This is a genomic window from Janthinobacterium longum (assembly GCF_051380735.1).
Taxonomy (GTDB): Bacteria; Pseudomonadota; Gammaproteobacteria; order Burkholderiales; family Burkholderiaceae_D; genus Janthinobacterium.
On sequence record NZ_JBNYXQ010000007.1, the window covers coordinates 120598 to 137723 of the forward strand.

Consider the following 17126-nt stretch of genomic DNA (forward strand, 5'->3'; position numbering starts at 1 on the left):
TGGGGGCGATTGCGGCCAAAACCAGCATCAAGCTGGCACCTTGTGCAGTTTCGAGCACGCCGCGCGCGCTTTAGTTTTCACTTAATACAGAGGTTTGTTCTAAAATACCGCTACTATGCTGCCGGGTATTGCCTGCCGCTTCCGGCAAGCCCCTCGTGCCACGAAAAGATCAGAGTTTATGTCCAAGAAATTAACTGCCGCTGCCGCCGTTCCGGCTTCGTTTGAAGAGGCCATGGCCGAGCTTGCCCAACTGGTCACACAAATGGAAGCTGGCCAGCTGCCACTGGAAGCGTCGGTCGCGGCCTATCAGCGCGGCTCCGAACTGGTCAAGTACTGCGCCGGCCAGCTCGACAGTGTCGAAGCGCAAGTCAAGGTACTCGAAGGCGACATGCTGAAACCGTTTGCCGATGGCGAGGTGCTGCAATGAGCGCGGTAACAACTGCCGGCATGACTTTTGGCGACTGGATGCAAACCACCCAGACTGGCGTGGAAAGCGCGCTCGACCAGTTCCTGCCTGCCGCTGGCGCAGTGCCGCACAAGCTGCACGCGGCCATGCGTTATGCGCTGCTCGGTGGCGGCAAACGCGTGCGCCCGCTGCTGGTGATGGCGGCCGGCGAACTGTTCGATGCGGACGTCGACACACTGGCGCGCGCCGCTTGCGCGCTGGAAATGATACATGTGTATTCACTGGTGCATGACGACATGCCCTGCATGGACGACGACGCATTGCGCCGTGGCAAGCCTACCGTGCATGTGGCTTACGATGAGGCGACCGCCTTGCTGGTCGGCGACGCGCTGCAGTCGCAGGCGTTCACCATCCTGGCCGATGGCGCGGCGATTGCCCCTGGGCGGCAGATGGCGATGATACGGTTGCTGGCGCAGGCTTCAGGCTCAGGCGGCATGTGCGGCGGCCAGGCGATCGACCTCGACAGCGTGGGTTTGTCCCTGAGCCTGCAGCAGCTGGAACAGATGCATCAGTTGAAAACGGGGGCGTTGCTGCGCGCGGCGGTGGTACTGGGCGCCTTGGCCGGCAAGGAACTGGAGCCAAACGACATGACGGCGCTGGACGCCTATGCGAAGGCGGTAGGGCTGGCCTTCCAGGTGGTCGACGATGTGCTCGACGCCACGGCCGATTCGGCTACGCTGGGCAAGACAGCAGGCAAGGATGCGGCGGCCAACAAGCCGACTTATGTATCGATACTGGGCCTGGAGCCATCAAAGGCCCTGGCAGAACAATTGCGGTGCGACGCCCATGCGGCGCTGGCGCCATTCGGGGACAAGGCACGCCGCCTGCGCGAGCTGGCAGACCTGGTCGTGCAGCGGAAGGCTTAAATGAAACTGTTAGAAACCATCAATGAACCGGCGCAAGTGCGCCAGCTGGCCCGTTCGCAACTGGTGCCGCTGGCACAGGAACTGCGCAGCTTCCTGCTCGACTCGGTGTCGAAAACGGGTGGCCATCTGTCGTCCAACCTGGGCACGGTCGAGCTGACTGTCGCCCTGCATTATGTATTCAACACGCCGCACGACCGTATCGTGTGGGACGTCGGCCACCAGACCTATTCCCATAAAATCCTTACCGGCCGGCGCGAGCGCATGCATACGCTGCGCCAGAAGGACGGCATTTCAGGTTTCCCGAAACGCGAAGAAAGCGAATACGACACCTTCGGCACGGCCCACTCGTCGACGTCGATTTCGGCCGCGCTGGGCATGGCGCAGGCGGCCAAGATCAAGGGCGACCCGCTGCATGCGATCGCCGTGATCGGCGACGGCTCGATGACGGCCGGCATGGCGTTCGAGGCGATGAACAATGCCGGCGTGCAGGAAGACATCAACCTGCTGGTAATCCTGAACGACAACGATATGTCGATCTCGCCGCCGGTGGGCGCGCTGAACCGCCACCTGGCGCGGTTGATGTCGGGCCAGTTCTATGCGGCCGCGAAAAACGTCGGCAAATCCGTCTTGCCCGGCCCGGTGCTGGAACTGGCGAAGCGTTTCGAGGAACACGCCAAGGGCATGGTGGTGCCCGCCACCATGTTCGAGGAATTCGGCTTCAATTACATCGGCCCTATCGATGGCCACGACCTCGATTCGCTGATCCCGACCTTGCAGAACATCAAGCAGCTGAAAGGCCCGCAATTTCTGCACGTGGTGACCAAGAAGGGCCAGGGCTACAAGCTGGCAGAAAACGAGCCGATTCTTTACCACGGCACCGGCAAGTTCAATCCTGCCGTGGGCATCAAGCCGGCCACGGCGCCAGGCAAGATGACCTACACGGAAGTGTTCGGCAACTGGCTGTGCGACATGGCCGCGCACGACAAGCGCCTGGTGGGCATTACGCCAGCCATGCGCGAAGGCTCGGGCATGGTCAGGTTCGAACAGCAGTATCCGAACCGTTATTTCGACGTTGGCATCGCCGAGCAGCACGCGGTGACGTTTGGCGCTGGCCTGGCCTGCGAAGGCCTCAAGCCGGTGGTGGCGATATATTCCACCTTCCTGCAGCGCGCCTATGACCAGCTGATCCACGACGTGGCGCTGCAAAACCTGGACGTCACGTTCGCGCTGGACCGCGCCGGCCTGGTCGGCGCCGATGGCGCCACGCACGCCGGCAATTACGACATGGCGTTTTTGCGCTGCATCCCGAACATGGTCATCATGGCCGCCTCGGACGAAAACGAATGCCGGCAAATGCTCACCACCGGCTACTACTACCCTGGCCCAGCGGCGATCCGCTATCCGCGCGGCGCCGGTGCCGGCGCGGCCATCGTGCCGGAACTGGCCAGCATCGAGATCGGCAAGGGCGAAATCAAACGCCAGGGCAAGAAGATCGCCATTCTGGCCTTCGGTTCCATGGTGGCGCCGTCGGTCGGCGCCGGTAACGAGCTCGACGCGACGGTCGCCAATATGCGCTTCGTGAAACCGCTCGACGTGGCCCTGGTAAAACAACTGGCCGCCGAGCACGACTACCTGGTGACGGTGGAAGAAGGTTGCATCATGGGCGGCGCCGGTTCGGCCGTGGCCGAGGCGCTGGCAGCGGAAGGCATCGTCAAGCCTGTCCTGATGCTGGGCTTGCCCGACCAGTTCATCGACCATGGCGATCCGGTGCAGTTGCTCAAAAGCGTGGGACTGGACGCAGCGGGCATCGCCGCGTCCATCGGGCAGCGCTTCAGTGGTGCGCAACCGCGCCTGACGGTGGTCAGCTAGCAGCAGCCGCTGGCGGCGCCGTCGAGGCCCGCACCACCAGTTCGGGCGGCGGTGCAATGCGCATCGGTGGCTGCGCCTGCGGCTCGGCAATCAGCTCGAGCAGCAGCGCCACCGACATCGCGGCCGCCTGCGCAGTCGGCAGCGCCACCGTGGTCAACGCGGGGCGGGACTGGCGTGCGCTCTGGATGTCGGTCAGCCCGATCACCGATAACTGCTGCGGCACCTTGATGCCGAGGTCGGCCGCCGCATGCAGCAGGCCCAGCGCCGGCAAGTCATTGGTGGCGAACACGGCCGTGATGGACGGCGTGGCGCTCAGCATCGCTGCGCCCGCCTGCAGTCCTCCTTCGACCGAATCGTGCACCATCATTCTGTGCACCACGGCGTCGCCATGGCCCAGCTCAAGCAGCGCATCGTTGAAACCTCGTTCACGCTCGGCGTGCACGCCGCAGACGCCGCCACCGACCATCACGCCGATTTTGCGGTGACCCAGCGCGATCAGATGGCGCGCGGCCAGCGCACCGGCCAAATGAAAATCGACCGCCACGCAAGGCAGGCCCGGAGGCTGGTGCGGCTTTTCCCACATGCCCAGCACCACCGTGGCGCCGCGCCGCTCGGTTGCCCTCAGGTCATCGAGCGAAGGATCGGCATTCATCACCAGCACGCCGTCGGCCAGGGTGCCGGCAATCTGGTCCAGGTAGGCGCGGCCAATATCGTGATCGTCGTTGGTATTGCAGACAATCAGGAAGCGGCCATGCTGGCGCGCCGCCTGTTCCGCTGCCAGCGCGTATTCGGGATAAAATGGATTGGCAATGCTCGATACCATCAGCGCCAGGGTGGGCGCGCGGCCTTCGGCCAGCGCGCGCGCCGTCAGGTGCGGCCGGTAGCCGAGCGCTTCGACGGCGGCCAGCACGCGTGCGCGCGTTTCGGCGCCGACCTTGCCGCGCTGGCGCAGCACGTTCGAGACGGTGGCGGAGGTCACACCGGCGCGCTGGGCAACTTGGGACAGGGTGGTCATGGTTGGGGCATCGTTGGCATGCCTGCATTCAACAGGGTTAGCCGGCCGCTGTCAATGACCGGCTGGCCCAGTGCATGAATTGCTGCAATGCGTCACAGGATTCGATTGCCTGAAAAAAAATCCTTTGGTATATTCAGGTCAAACGAGCATATCCGAAACCATAATAATAAAAAACACGCAAGAAAGCGTGCCTGTATCACCGGGCACTTTTTTTAAGGTGATTTGGTTAAGCGCTTAACCTACTGGAGACCAGGCATGGCAAGCATCACACTCACTGCAGTGCAGAAGTCGTATGGCAACGGCGCGGCAGTCATCCGCAACGTTGACCTCGACATCGGCGAACACGAATTCTGCGTTTTTCTGGGTCCTTCGGGCTGCGGCAAGTCGACCCTTTTGCGCATGATTGCCGGCCTGGAAGACTTGTCCGGCGGCGAGCTGCGTATTTCCGGCGAACTGATGAACGATGTGCCGCCGGCCGAGCGCGGCGTGGCCATGGTGTTCCAGAGCTACGCGCTGTTTCCCCATATGTCGGTGTACGACAATATCGGATTTGGCCTGAAACTGGCCAAGACGCCAAAAGACGAGCTCGACAAACGCGTGCGCGAAGCGGCCCGCGTGCTGCAGCTCGAAGAACTGCTCGAGCGCAAGCCCAAGCAATTGTCGGGCGGCCAGCGCCAGCGCGTGGCGATCGGCCGCGCCATCGTCCGCCGCCCCGGCGTGTTCCTGTTCGACGAACCCTTGTCCAACCTCGACGCCACCTTGCGCGGCCAGACCCGTATTGAAATCGCCCGCCTGCACAAGCAATTCGTCGACGCCAGCGTGGTGTATGTGACGCACGACCAGGTCGAAGCGATGACCCTGGCCGACAAGATCGTGCTGCTGCGCGCCGGCCCCGACGTGGAGCGCCTGGGCAGTATCGCCCAGATCGGCTCGCCCCTGGAACTGTACCATCGCCCGAACAGCCGCTTCGTGGCCGGGTTTATCGGTTCGCCGCAAATGAATTTCCTGCCTGCCAAAGTCGTCTCGGGCGACGCCCATGCCGTGCGCGTGACGCTCGACCATACCGGCGAGACCATCGCCATCGAGGCCGACGGCAGCACACTGCGCGCCGGGCAAACCGTCTGCGTCGGCGTGCGCCCGGAGCACCTGCTGCTGGCGCCACAGGAAGACAACCGCATCGTGCGCCGCGTGATGCTGGTCGAGCGCCTGGGTGAACAGACGTATCTGCATTTCGAGCAGGCCGGCGGCGATCCGCTGCTGGCCAAGGCGCCCGGCAACGTCGCCACCGAGGCCGGCGCCGAGCTGACCCTGGGCATGCTGGCGCGCCACTGCCATTTGTTTACCGACGATGGCAATGCCGTCGCCGCACCGTTCAACTCGCAACATCTTGCACAGGAGTGAAGTCATGCGTTTAGGAGTCTGTTACTACCCGGAACATTGGCCCGAATCGATGTGGGAAGATGATGCGCGCCGCATGAAGGCGATGGGTATCGCCCAGGTACGCATCGGCGAATTCGCCTGGAGCCGCATCGAACCGGAAGCGGGCAAGCTGCAGTGGGACTGGCTCGACCGCGCAATTGATGTGCTGGGCGCGGCCGGCCTGGAAGTGGTGATGTCGACGCCGACCGCTACGCCGCCGAAGTGGCTGATCGACCTGCATCCCGATATTGTGCCGGTCGGTGCCGATGGCCGCGCGCGCGCTTTTGGTTCGCGCCGCCATTACGATTTTTCCTCGAACGCGTATTTTGAAGCCTCGCAGCGCATCGTTACCCTGCTGGCCGAGCGCTATGGCAATCACCCGGCCGTGACTGCCTGGCAGACCGACAATGAATATGGCTGCCACCAGACGGTGGTCAGCTATTCGCCCGACGCCGTGGCGCGCTTTCGCGACTGGCTGCGCGCACGCTACACCACCATCGATGCGCTGAACACGGCCTGGGGCACGGTATTCTGGAGCATGGAATACACCAGCTTCGAGCAGATCGACGCGCCGGTCGGCACCGTCACCGAAGCCCATCCGTCGCACCGCATGGATTACCGCCGCTTTGCTTCGAGCGAAGTGGCGCGCTACAACCGCATGCAGGTCGACATCTTGCGCCGCCACGCACCAGGGCGCGTGATGGTGCATAACTTCATGCAGAACTTCTTCGAGTTCGATCATTATCCTGTCGCCGCCGACCTCGACGCGGCCACCTGGGACAGCTATCCGCTGGGCGCGCTGGAAGAATTCTGGTTCTCGCCCGAACTGAAAGCACGCTGGCTGCGCACCGGCCACCCCGACTTTGCCTCGTTCAATCACGACCTGTACCGTGGCATGTCGAAGCAAGCCTTCTGGGTGATGGAGCAGCAGCCTGGCCCCGTCAACTGGGCCAAGTGGAACCCGGCGCCGTTGCCGGGCATGGTGCGCCTGTGGAGCTGGGAAGCGTTCGCCCACGGCGCCGGTTGTGTCTCGTATTTCCGCTGGCGCCAGTGCCCGTTCGGCCAGGAGCAACTGCACGCGGGCCTGAACACGCCAGACAATTTGCTCGATATCGGCGGCGCCGAAGCGACGCAGGTGTCGCAGGAATTGCAGCTGATTGCCAATCAGGATGCCAAAGTGTCGACCAAGGTCGCGCTGATCTTCGACTATGAAGCCAAGTGGCTGTTCGAAGTGCATCCGCAAGCCCAGGACTTCCAGTACGGTCCGCTGGTATTCGAATATTATTCAGCCCTGCGCGCGCTCGGTTTCGACGTCGACGTACTACCTGCATCGGCCAGCTTCGACGGCTACAGCCTGATCGTCGTGCCGCCGCTGCCGGTGCTGCCAGCCGACTTGCCGCAGCGCTTGCAGGACAGCGGCGCCCATGTCGTGTTCGGGCCGCGCACTGGCTCGAAGACGGTGGACCTGCGCATACCGGACAACCTGGGGCCTGGCCCGCTGGCGCAGCAGTTGCCGATGCGCGTGTGGCGTGTCGACGCCATGCGCCCGACCACGCTGGTGCCGGTGCAGTGGGGCCGCCACCAGGGCCAGGCGCGTATCTGGCGTGACCTGATCGAGGTGGCTGACGGCACCGAAGTGGTGGCGACGTTTGACGACGGCCATCCGGCCATCGTACGCCATGACCGCCTGCATTACCTGGCGGCCATTTTTGACGAGCCACTGCTGCGCGACTACCTGGCGACGGTGGCAAAAGAGGCAGGCTTGCCGGTCACGCGCCTGGCCGATGGCACGCGCATCAGCCGCCGCGGCGACCTGACGTATGTGTTCAATTATGGCGATGCGCCGCTCGACGCGCCGCATCCGCCGCAAGCGAAGTTTGTGATAGGCGCGGCGCAAGTGCCACCGCAAGGCGTGTCGGTATTTCAGGTTGGACCAGTTTGAATAGCGAACGCAGATTCGCACCGTGAAATTATTCCGTGATCAACATCCAGGAGACAAAATGAAACGCATTATGCAAGCAGGACTGTTATCGGCCGCCATGCTGGCCGCCACCGCCAGCGTCTCGGTACAAGCCGGCACCCTGGCCGTCAATATCGCCTTCAAGGGCGCCAGCCAGCGCACCGTCTGGCAGTCCACGCTCGACGAATTCAAGAAAGCCAATCCGGACGTGGAGCTGAAGGTCGCTTTCGTCGATGAAGAAGCGTACAAGATCCAGCTGCCGAACTGGCTGTCGAGCCAGGCGCCCGACATCGTTACCTGGCACAACGGCGAGCGCATGGCCTACTACGCCAGCCGCGGCCTGTTCGAGGATTTGAGCGCTGACTGGGCCAAGAACAACTGGAACGACACCTACGCATCGAGCAAGGAAGCATCGTCTTACAAGGGCAAGCAGTACGCCATGCCGACCGTGTACTACTCGTGGGGCATGTTCTATCGCAAGGACCTGTTCCAGAAGGCCGGCATTGCTGCCGAGCCGAAGACCTGGGCCGAGTTCATGGAAGCGAACAAGAAGCTCAAGGCGGCCGGCATCAGCCCGATCGCCGTCGGTGGCCGCGACGCCTGGACCCTGGCTGGCTGGTTTGATTATCTGGACCTGCGCATCAACGGCTATGCCTTCCACCAGCAGCTGATGAACGGCGAGATTGCCTACACCGACCCGCGCGTGAAAAAGGTCTACACCACCTGGAAGACTCTGCTCGACAATAAATATTTCATCGACAATCCGCTGTCCTACGACCTCGATGCGGCGCAACCGTTCGTGTTCCAGGGCAAGGCTGCGATGATGCTGATGGGTACCTTTATCGCCAAGGGCTTCCCGCCGAAACAGAAGGAAGTGATGGGCTACTTCCAGTTCCCGACCATCGACCCGGCGATTGCCGGTGCCGAGGAAGGCCCGATCGAGTCGCTGCATATTCCAAGCCGCGCCAAGAACAAGGTCGACGCACGCCGCTTCCTGGCGTTTGTCGGCACGCCGGCCATCAGCGCCAAGCTGGCCGACGGCCTGGGTTCATTGCCGGCCAACAGCAAGTCGGCGCCACCGGAAGAACCGATCTCGCGTATCGGCTTCGATATTTTGTCCAATACCAAGGGCGGTATCGCGCAGTTCTACGACCGCGACATGACCAAGGAAATGGCCGATGAAGGCATGAAGGGCATGCAGAAATTCATCAACGATCCGAACGCGCTGGACGAGATCCTGGCGCAGCTGGAACGCACGCGCAAGCGCATCTACAAAAAATCGTGATGACCACGCCAGGCTGACGACATGCATACTTCTACTCTCGGCGCCGGTGGCGCCGGTGGCAAAACCGCGCACGCGCCACGCCGGCCCGTGCGCTGGTGGGCTGCGCCCGCGTTCAAGCGGCATCGCGCCGCCGCGCTGTTCCTGGCGCCGGCCTGCCTGCTGGTTGCGCTGTACGTGGTCTATCCGATCCTGTACACCATCTACCTGAGCTTTTTCGAGTGGGATGGCCTGGCGCAGAAGACTTTCGTCGGCCTGGCAAACTACAAGGAACTGTTTCATACGGACACGTTTTTCACGGCCCTGAAAAACAATTTCCTGTGGCTGGTGCTGTTCCTGCTGGCGCCGCCTGCCGGCCTGGCGGTGGCGCTGTACCTGAACCAGCAGGTGCGCGGCATCCGCCTGGTCAAGTCGCTGTTTTTCGCGCCGTTCGTCTTGTCGGGCGTGGTGGTGGGCCTGATCTTCAGCTGGTTTTACGACCCTACTTTTGGCCTGCTGGCGCTGATACTCGGCCATGGCGTGCCGGTGCTCGGCGATCCGCGCTATGTGACTTACGGCATCATCTTTGCCGCACTGTGGCCGCAGACGGCGTATTGCATGATTTTGTTCCTGACGGGCCTGACCTCGATCAATTCCGAACAAGTGGAGGCGGCGCGCATGGAAGGTGCCAAGGGCTGGAAGATGCTGATCCACGTGATCCTGCCGCAACTGCGCCCGAGTACCTTCATGGCCGTGGTGGTGACCATTATCGGCGCGCTGCGCAGCTTCGACCTGATTTCCGTGATGAGCGGCGGCGGGCCGTTTGAAAGCTCGACCGTGCTGGCCTATTACTCGTACGACCAGGCCATCAAGTACTACCGCCAGGGCTATTCGGCTGCCGTCGCGGTGGTGCTGTTTGCAATGATGCTGGTGTATATCGTCTATCACCTCAAGCGCATGCTGCGCACTGAACAGTAAAGGGCCGCCATGTATCCGATGCCTGTCGATAAATGGAAGCCGTGGAACCGGCGCCTGTACAAAATGTCGCTGCCGCTGGCGCTGGTGATCTGGCTGCTGCCGATGATCGCCGTGCTGGTGACGTCGCTGCGTTCCACCGAAGAACTGATGGAAGGCAATTACTGGGGCTGGCCGCGCGACCTGTCGCTGTGGGCCAATTACCACGAGGCGCTGACGGCCTCGCCGATGCTGCATTATTTCTGGAACAGCGTGCTGATCACCGTGCCCTCGGTGATCGGCTCGATCGCGCTGGCGGCGATGGCCGGTTTTGCGCTGTCGACCTACAAGTTCAAGGGCAACACCTTTTTGTTCGCCACCTTTGTGGCCTGTAACTTCGTGCCTGTGCAAATTTTGATGATTCCGGTGCGCAATATGTCGCTCGACTTTGGCGTGTTCAACACGGTGCAGGGTCTGGTGCTGTTCCACGTGGCGTTCCAGACCGGCTTTTGCACCTTGTTCCTGCGTAACTTCATCAAGCAGCTGCCGTTCGAGCTGATCGAGGCGGCGCGCATCGAAGGCGCCGGCGAATGGACGATTTTCACCAGGGTCATTTTGCCGCTGATCCGGCCGGCCCTGGCCGCGCTCGGCATCCTGGTATTTACGTTTGTGTGGAATGACTACTTCTGGGCGCTGTGCCTGACGCAGGGCGACACGGCCGCACCGATCACGGTCGGCGTGGCGGGCCTGAAAGGGCAGTGGACCACGGCCTGGAACCTGGTTTCGGCCGGCTCCATTCTGGCGGCCCTGCCGTCGGTGCTGATGTTTTTCCTGATGCAGAAGCATTTTGTGGCGGGACTGACTTTCGGCGCCACGAAAGGATAGCACTACGTAGTTTCACGCTGCCGTCGCCACGTCGCGCCCCTTACAATACCTGTCAGAGATGAACTTTGGCAGGGGCGCGCAGTGAGATTGAAGCAACTTCATCGCCGGTGGACTGGCCGGGCAGGGCGCTGGGCGGCGGCCCTGCATGCTGCCGGCGACCGGCTGGCGCAGCGCCGTCCGCTGTGGATGGTGACCCTGGCCGTCGACGAAACCAATCTGTCCGAAGGCTTGCGCGCCGCCAGCGCCGCCAGTGCCATGCTGGCTCTGGGCCTGCTGTTCGATCACCCCGATTTTTCCTGGGCCGCCATCGGCGCCTTCTGGACCTGCCTGGCCGACGCGGCCGGCACCCGCCGCATGCGCTTTGTGTCGATGGTGGGCTTTGGCCTGCTGTCGACCGTTGCCGGCGGCGCAAGCGCCCTGGCTGCTGGCCATGGCGTGGCCGCCGCCACTCTGGCCGTGCTGCTGTTTTCCTGGGCCGGTGCGCTGGCGCGCATCTGGGGACCCGCCAGCGCGCAGGTAGCGATCCTCGCTGCCACCGCCTGCGTGGTGATGGTCACCCATCCCTTGCACTCGGTGGCGCAGGCGCTGCCCTTCCTGGCGATTTATTTGTCCGGCTGCCTGTTTGCCACCTTGCTCAGCTTTACCGTCTGGCGCATCCACCCTTACGGCCCCAGCCGGCAGGCGATCCGCAGCGCTTATTTGCGCCTGGCCGGCATCGCGCGCGACAATGCGCGCTACCTGGCGCAGGACGGTGAGATGGCTGGTGCCGGCGTGCATGGCGCCAGCTACCGTTCGCAGGCGCGCGCCGCGCTGGAGGCGGCAAGGGTGGCGCTGGCCGCCGTGCCGCCTACGCGCGCCGGCAACAGCGCGCTGTTCGACAACCTGCTGCTGGCGCTCAGCGACGCCGAGCGCATCTTTGCCTATCTGATCGCCGTCACCCATTCCTGCGAGCGCGACCGCCAGCGCCTGCGCCACGATCCGCGTGCGCGGCGCAGCCTGGAGGCGATGGCGCTGCTGCTGCGCCGGCTGGGCCTGGCCTTGCAGCGCCAGCCGGCCACACCGTCCTTGCTGCTGCAGCGCCGCCTGGCGACCTGCGGCCGGCGGCTGGAAGCGGCGCTGGGCGCCTTGCTGCCGCTGCACCTGAACGTGGAATTCATGCAGCTTGACTTGCCGCGTGCATCGCGCCTGCCATGGCGGCAAGCGGCGGCGCAAGCGCTGGCGCAGGGTTGGCATACCCTGCGCGGCAACGCCACCTTGCAGTCGCTGGGCTGGCGTCATGCGGCGCGCGTGTCGCTGGCCACCAGCACCGGTTTCCTGCTGGTCGAACTGCTGCAGATTCCGTTCGGCTACTGGGCCACCATGGCCACGCTGTTGATATTGCAGCCTTCAGTGTCGACCACCTGGCCGCGCGGCATGGAGCGCGTAGCCGGCAGCATCGTGGGGGCGATGCTGGCGGTATTGATCGGCCTGGTGATCCATACGCCGCTGGCGATTTCGCTGGTGGTATTTCCGCTGATCTATGCCACCATGGCGCTGCGCCGCGTCAGCTACAGCCTGCACGTGATGTTCATGACGCCGGCCTTTGTGCTGGTGGCCGATTACGCCATGCCGGCCAGCGAGATGGCGTATGCCCTGAGCCGCCTGGGCAACAATGTGCTGGGCTGCGTGCTGGCCTTGCTGGCGACGTTTTTCCTGTGGCCCGACCGCGAAGCGGACGATCTGGAAGCACGGCTGGCCAGCGCCGTCTCGGCCAATCTGAAATACCTGCTGGCGGTGCTGGCGGCGGGCGGCAAATGGGACCCGTCGATCGCGCTCCAGCGCCGCGAGGCTGGCCTGGCCAGCAATAATGCGGAACAGGTGCTGCAGCGCCTGCGCATCGAGCGCCGCCTGGACCGCAGCGCCGGTGTCGGCCTGGCGGCCCTGCGCACCTTGCCGCTGCTGCGCCGGGTAGCCGGCAGCACGGCGCGCATCAGCCTCAGCCCCGACTCGCTGCCCGCCACCCCGGTGCTGCAGCAGTGGATAGCCGCCGTGGGCAGCGAAATCGACGCCTTGCTGCGCGGCGATCCTGACGTGCCGTCGCCCGGCGACTGCCAGGCCACGGACCTGAGCGCGCTGCAGGCCGATGCCGTGGCGCAGGTGCTGATGCTGCGCATTTTGCTGCGCCAGCAACTGGGCGTGCAGAACGCGGCTGACTGAACTGGGCGATAATCAGTTTCAGTCAACACCAACAAAGGATGCAGCGTGAACATGAAAACCATCAAGGGCCTGCACCAGGCTTACCGCGACGATATCGCCGACCTGACCACGCGCCGTCCCGTGCCCGGGCCGCAGCTGGAGCAGGTCGATCCTTTCCTGTTTTTGAATCACCACGGCCCGCAGACCTATGCGCCGCGCAACCGCGGCTTGCCGTTCGGCCCCCATCCGCACCGCGGCTTTGAAACCGTGACCTTCATTCTCGAAGGCGAATTGATGCATAGCGACAGCGCCGGCCACGACAGCATCATTCGTGCCGGTGGCGTGCAGTGGATGACGGCCGGCAGCGGCCTGGTGCATGCAGAACTGTCGCCACCCGGCTTCAAGCGCGACGGCGGGCCGCTGGAAATCTTGCAGCTCTGGCTGAACCTGCCCTCACGCCTGAAGATGACGGCGCCACGCTACCAGGGCGTGCAGGACGAGGCCATCGTCAAGGTCGGCACGCCTGACGGCTTGGGCACCCTGCATCTGGTGTCGGGCCAGTACGGCGGGCAGCAGGGGCCGGTCGAGTCGCTGACCGGAGTCTTCATGTCATGGCTGGTGATGCGCCCTGGCGCGCGCTTTGCGCTCGATGGCTTGCGTGGCCGCAATGTATTTTTGTATGTCGTGACAGGCACGCTGGCGCTGGACAGCCGCAGTGCTCCAGCATTTACGCTGGTCGAGCTCGATGTCGACGGTGATGGCGTGGACTTCGCGGCGCCCGAAGGCGCGGTGGTGCTGTTCGGCCATGCCGAACCGCTCGGCGAACCGGTGGTGGCGCACGGCCCCTTCGTGATGAACACGCGCGAGGAAATCAACCAGGCGATCCGCGACTACCACGCCGGCAAGTTCGAGCCGAATAGAGCTTAGTCGTCTTCAAAACCCCGGCAAGCCGGCCCAGGTGCGAAATGGTCAGCTGCGCGCGCGGTCGTGCCGCCACAACACATCGCCGCCACCGGCAAAGCGGTTCAGCACGCGCGACAGCACGAACAGCAAATCGGACAGCCGGTTCACATACTGGCGCGGATGTTCATGGATGGTCTCGCTGCTGGCCAGTGCCACGATGCTGCGCTCGGCGCGCCGGCATACGGTGCGGCATACATGGGCCAGCGAGGCGGCGCGCGAGCCGGCCGGCAAAATGAATTCGGCCAGCGTCGGCAGTTCCGCATTGTATTTGGCCAGCAGGTCGTCGAGCCGCAGCACATGTTCTTCCTTGATCAGCTGGTAGCCGGGAATGCATAGTTCGCCACCGAGGTCGAACAGGTCGTGCTGGATGGCCACCAGTTCCTCGCGCAAGGCATCCGGCATGGCTTCGCACAGCAACAAGCCCAGGTTGGAATTGAGCTCATCGACGTCGCCCATGGCGTGCACGCGCGCGCTGTCCTTGCTGGTGCGGCTGCCATCGCCCAGGCCCGTGCTGCCATTGTCGCCCGTACGCGTGGCGATTTTCGAAAGTCGTTTGCCCATGTTGGTATCCTGTCGTGTGAAGAAGGGGGCAGCATACGACACTGCGCACCTTCCTGCCGGAAAATTGGCGCGCGATCCGACGAAAAACGGGGGCGCCGGCCAATTTCTGCTTACAATCGTGGCAACGCCATGCTTCCCGGAACCGTCACATGCACAGTGCCACCACCACACCCGGCTTTACCCTCGCGCGCCAGCAGACGGTAGCTGCCGCGCTGCGCGCCGTGTTGCCAGAGCGCTCCGTGTTGTCGGAAACGGAAGATACCCGCCCCTACGAATGCGACGGCCTGGCCGCCTACCGCCAGTTGCCGATGATCGTCACCCTGCCTGATACCGAGGCGCAAGTGCTGGCCATCCTGCGCGTGTGCCGAGCGCTGCAAGTGCCTATCGTGCCGCGCGGCGCCGGCACGGGATTGTCGGGTGGCGCCTTGCCGATTGCCGATGGCGTGGTGCTGTCGACGGCGCGTCTGAACCGCATCGTGCGCGTCGATGACCATGCGCGTATTGCCGTGGTGCAGCCGGGTGTGCGCAACCTGGCCATTTCCGAAGCGGCGGCGCCATATGCGCTGTACTACGCCCCCGATCCCTCCTCGCAGATCGCCTGCAGCATCGGCGGCAACGTGGCGGAAAACTCGGGCGGCGTGCATTGCCTGAAATATGGCCTGACGGTGCACAACGTGCTGCGCGTGCGCGTGGCCACCATCGACGGCGAGATCATCGAGCTGGGCGGCGAAGCGCTCGATTCGCCGGGCCTGGATTTGCTGGCCGTGTTTATCGGCTCCGAAGGCATGCTGGGCATCGTCACCGAAGTGACCGTGAAGCTGATCCCGAAACCGGCCACCGCGCGTGTCATCATGGCTTCTTTCGGAGATGTGGTTACGGGCGGCAATGCGGTGGCGAATGTAATCGCCGCCGGCATCATTCCGGCCGGCCTGGAAATGATGGACCAGACCTCGTCGCGCATGGTCGAGCCGTTCGTCAAAGCCGGCTACGACATCGACGCGGCTGCCATCCTGCTGTGCGAAGCCGATGGCACGCACGAAGAAGTGGAAGAGGAAATCGCGCGCATGACGGCGGTGCTGGAAGGGGCGGGCGCCAGCGCGATTGCCGTGTCAACCACCGAGGCCGAGCGCATGAAATTCTGGTCGGGGCGCAAGAACGCGTTTCCGGCCGCCGGGCGCATCTCGCCCGATTATTACTGCATGGACGGCACCATTCCGCGCAAGAAATTGGCCGAGGTGCTGACCGGCATCGCCGCCATGGAAGCGACCCATGGATTGCGCTGCGCCAATGTGTTCCATGCCGGCGACGGCAATCTGCACCCGCTGATACTGTTCGATGCCAACCAGCCCGGCGAGTTCGAGCGCGCCGAAGCATTCGGCGCCGATATCCTGGCCCTGTGCGTGGCCGTCGGCGGCACCATCACTGGCGAACATGGCGTGGGCATGGAAAAGATCAACTCCATGTGCGTGCAATTTACACGCGCCGAGCTCGATGCCTTTTTTGCCGTCAAGCGGGCTTTCGATCCGCACCGCCTGCTCAACCCCGACAAGGCGATTCCCACCCTGAACCGTTGCGCCGAATTTGGCAAGATGCATGTGACGGCCGGGCGCCTGCCATTTGCCAACCTGCCGCGTTTTTAGTCACACCGGAGCCCCTTTTGCAAGCCATAGCGGAACAATTCAAACAGGCCATCGTGGCCGCCAGCGCCGCCGGCACGCCCTTGCGCCTGCGCGGCGGCGGCAGCAAGGACTGGTACGGCCAGCAACTGGCCGGCCAGCTGCTCGATACGCGCCAATACGCCGGCATCATCGACTACGAGCCGACCGAGCTTGTGATCACCGCGCGCTGCGGCACGCCTTTGCTGGAGATCGAAGCGGCGCTGGCTGCGCGCAACCAGATGCTGGCGTTCGAGCCGCCGCATTTCGGCCCAAGCGCCACCGTCGGCGGCACGCTGGCCTGCGCGCTGTCAGGGCCGCGCCGCGCCAGCGCGGGCGCCGTGCGTGATTTCGTGCTGGGCGCCGTGCTGATGGATGGCCGTGGTGAACGCCTCGCCTTTGGTGGCCAGGTGATGAAAAACGTCGCGGGCTTCGATGTCTCGCGCCTGCTGGCGGGGTCCCTGGGCACCCTTGGGCTGATCCTGGAAGTGTCACTGAAAGTGCTGCCTTTGCCGCTGCGCGAGGCAAGCTTGCGTTTTGACTGCGAGGAAATCGCCGCGCTGCGCATGCTCAATCAGTGGGGCGGCCAGCCCCTGCCGATTTCCGCCAGTTGCTGGCATGACGGCGTGCTGACGGTGCGCCTGTCGGGCGCCGAGGCGGCCGTCACGGCGGCGCAGCGCCGCTTGCAAGGCGACGCCATCGCGCCGGAAAACGCGGCGGCTTTCTGGAGCGCGCTGCGCGAGCAGACCCACGACTTTTTTGCAGGCCCCGGCAGCTTGTGGCGCCTGTCCCTGCCGGCGCACGCCAGCGCCGTGATCTTGAAAGGCCGGCAATTGATCGAATGGGGCGGCGCGCAGCGCTGGCTGAAACTCGAGGGCGATGCGGATGCCGCCAGCGCGCAGCGCATCCGCCAGAGCGTGGCGGCGGCCGGTGGCCACGCCACCCTGTTTCGCGGCGGCGACAAGTCGGTGGGTGTATTCCACCCCCTGGCCCCGGCAGTGGCGGCCATTCATGAGCGCCTGGCGCGCAGTTTCGACCCAGCCGGCATTTTCAATCCGCACAGAATGTACTGAGCCT

The 17126-nt window shown here is 64.0% G+C and carries 14 protein-coding genes; 12 read left to right on the forward strand and 2 right to left on the reverse strand.

Annotated features, from left to right (window positions below; genetic code table 11):
- Positions 1-178: 178 nt before the first annotated feature.
- From ACQ4WM_RS18040 to dxs, 3 genes are read left to right on the forward strand one after another with little or no spacing between them, the layout of a single operon-like run.
- Positions 179-427, forward strand: a complete 249-nt coding sequence (locus ACQ4WM_RS18040) for an exodeoxyribonuclease VII small subunit (protein ID WP_436548033.1) — start codon at positions 179-181, stop codon at positions 425-427.
- Positions 424-1332 carry a polyprenyl synthetase family protein gene (locus tag ACQ4WM_RS18045; protein WP_436548034.1) on the forward strand — a complete coding sequence of 303 codons (909 nt, stop codon included), beginning with the start codon at positions 424-426 and terminating at the stop codon, positions 1330-1332. The genes ACQ4WM_RS18040 and ACQ4WM_RS18045 overlap by 4 nt, the downstream gene beginning before the upstream one ends.
- Positions 1333-3201: a 1-deoxy-D-xylulose-5-phosphate synthase gene (dxs, locus tag ACQ4WM_RS18050; RefSeq protein WP_436548035.1), complete on the forward strand. Its 1869-nt coding sequence runs from the start codon at positions 1333-1335 to the stop codon at positions 3199-3201.
- Here dxs and ACQ4WM_RS18055 read toward each other — a convergent pair.
- Positions 3194-4216: a LacI family DNA-binding transcriptional regulator gene (locus tag ACQ4WM_RS18055; RefSeq protein WP_436548036.1), complete on the reverse strand. Its 1023-nt coding sequence runs from the start codon at positions 4214-4216 to the stop codon at positions 3194-3196. The genes dxs and ACQ4WM_RS18055 overlap by 8 nt on opposite strands.
- 255 nt (positions 4217-4471) lie before the next feature.
- Between ACQ4WM_RS18055 and ACQ4WM_RS18060 the strand changes: the two genes are divergently transcribed.
- The 7 genes from ACQ4WM_RS18060 to ACQ4WM_RS18090 all read left to right on the forward strand — a co-directional run bounded on the left by ACQ4WM_RS18060 (position 4472) and on the right by ACQ4WM_RS18090 (position 13797).
- Positions 4472-5617: an ABC transporter ATP-binding protein gene (locus tag ACQ4WM_RS18060; RefSeq protein WP_436548037.1), complete on the forward strand. Its 1146-nt coding sequence runs from the start codon at positions 4472-4474 to the stop codon at positions 5615-5617.
- A gap of 4 nt (positions 5618-5621) precedes the next feature.
- Positions 5622-7577: a beta-galactosidase gene (locus ACQ4WM_RS18065; protein WP_436548038.1), complete on the forward strand. Its 1956-nt coding sequence runs from the start codon at positions 5622-5624 to the stop codon at positions 7575-7577.
- Positions 7578-7635: 58 nt separating this feature from the next.
- On the forward strand, positions 7636-8880 hold the full coding sequence (locus ACQ4WM_RS18070; RefSeq protein ID WP_436548039.1) for an ABC transporter substrate-binding protein: 1245 nt from the start codon (positions 7636-7638) through the stop codon (positions 8878-8880).
- A gap of 21 nt (positions 8881-8901) precedes the next feature.
- A complete protein-coding gene (locus ACQ4WM_RS18075) occupies positions 8902-9834 on the forward strand; it encodes a carbohydrate ABC transporter permease (protein ID WP_436548040.1) in 933 nt (310 codons plus the stop codon).
- A gap of 9 nt (positions 9835-9843) precedes the next feature.
- Positions 9844-10695, forward strand: coding sequence for a carbohydrate ABC transporter permease (locus ACQ4WM_RS18080; protein ID WP_436548041.1), 852 nt, complete (start codon positions 9844-9846; stop codon positions 10693-10695).
- An 87-nt stretch (positions 10696-10782) separates the two neighbouring features.
- Positions 10783-12891: an FUSC family protein gene (locus tag ACQ4WM_RS18085; protein WP_436548042.1), complete on the forward strand. Its 2109-nt coding sequence runs from the start codon at positions 10783-10785 to the stop codon at positions 12889-12891.
- 51 nt (positions 12892-12942) lie between these two features.
- Positions 12943-13797 (forward strand): pirin family protein, encoded by an 855-nt coding sequence (locus tag ACQ4WM_RS18090; protein ID WP_436548160.1) that lies wholly within the window; start codon positions 12943-12945, stop codon positions 13795-13797.
- 42 nt (positions 13798-13839) lie between these two features.
- Here the strand turns inward: ACQ4WM_RS18090 and ACQ4WM_RS18095 are convergent, their stop codons facing one another.
- Complete coding sequence (locus ACQ4WM_RS18095; protein WP_436548043.1) at positions 13840-14394, reverse strand: cob(I)yrinic acid a,c-diamide adenosyltransferase; 555 nt, start codon at positions 14392-14394, stop codon at positions 13840-13842.
- Positions 14395-14543: 149 nt separating this feature from the next.
- On the opposite strand from ACQ4WM_RS18095, the gene ACQ4WM_RS18100 reads away from it, so the two are divergent.
- Together ACQ4WM_RS18100 and glcE are read left to right on the forward strand one after the other, a co-directional pair.
- Positions 14544-16034 carry an FAD-linked oxidase C-terminal domain-containing protein gene (locus ACQ4WM_RS18100; RefSeq protein WP_436548044.1) on the forward strand — a complete coding sequence of 497 codons (1491 nt, stop codon included), beginning with the start codon at positions 14544-14546 and terminating at the stop codon, positions 16032-16034.
- 17 nt (positions 16035-16051) lie between these two features.
- The gene (gene glcE, locus ACQ4WM_RS18105) at positions 16052-17122 is read left to right on the forward strand and encodes a glycolate oxidase subunit GlcE (RefSeq protein ID WP_436548045.1); all 1071 of its coding nucleotides are present in this window, start codon (positions 16052-16054) and stop codon (positions 17120-17122) included.
- Positions 17123-17126 lie beyond the last annotated feature (4 nt).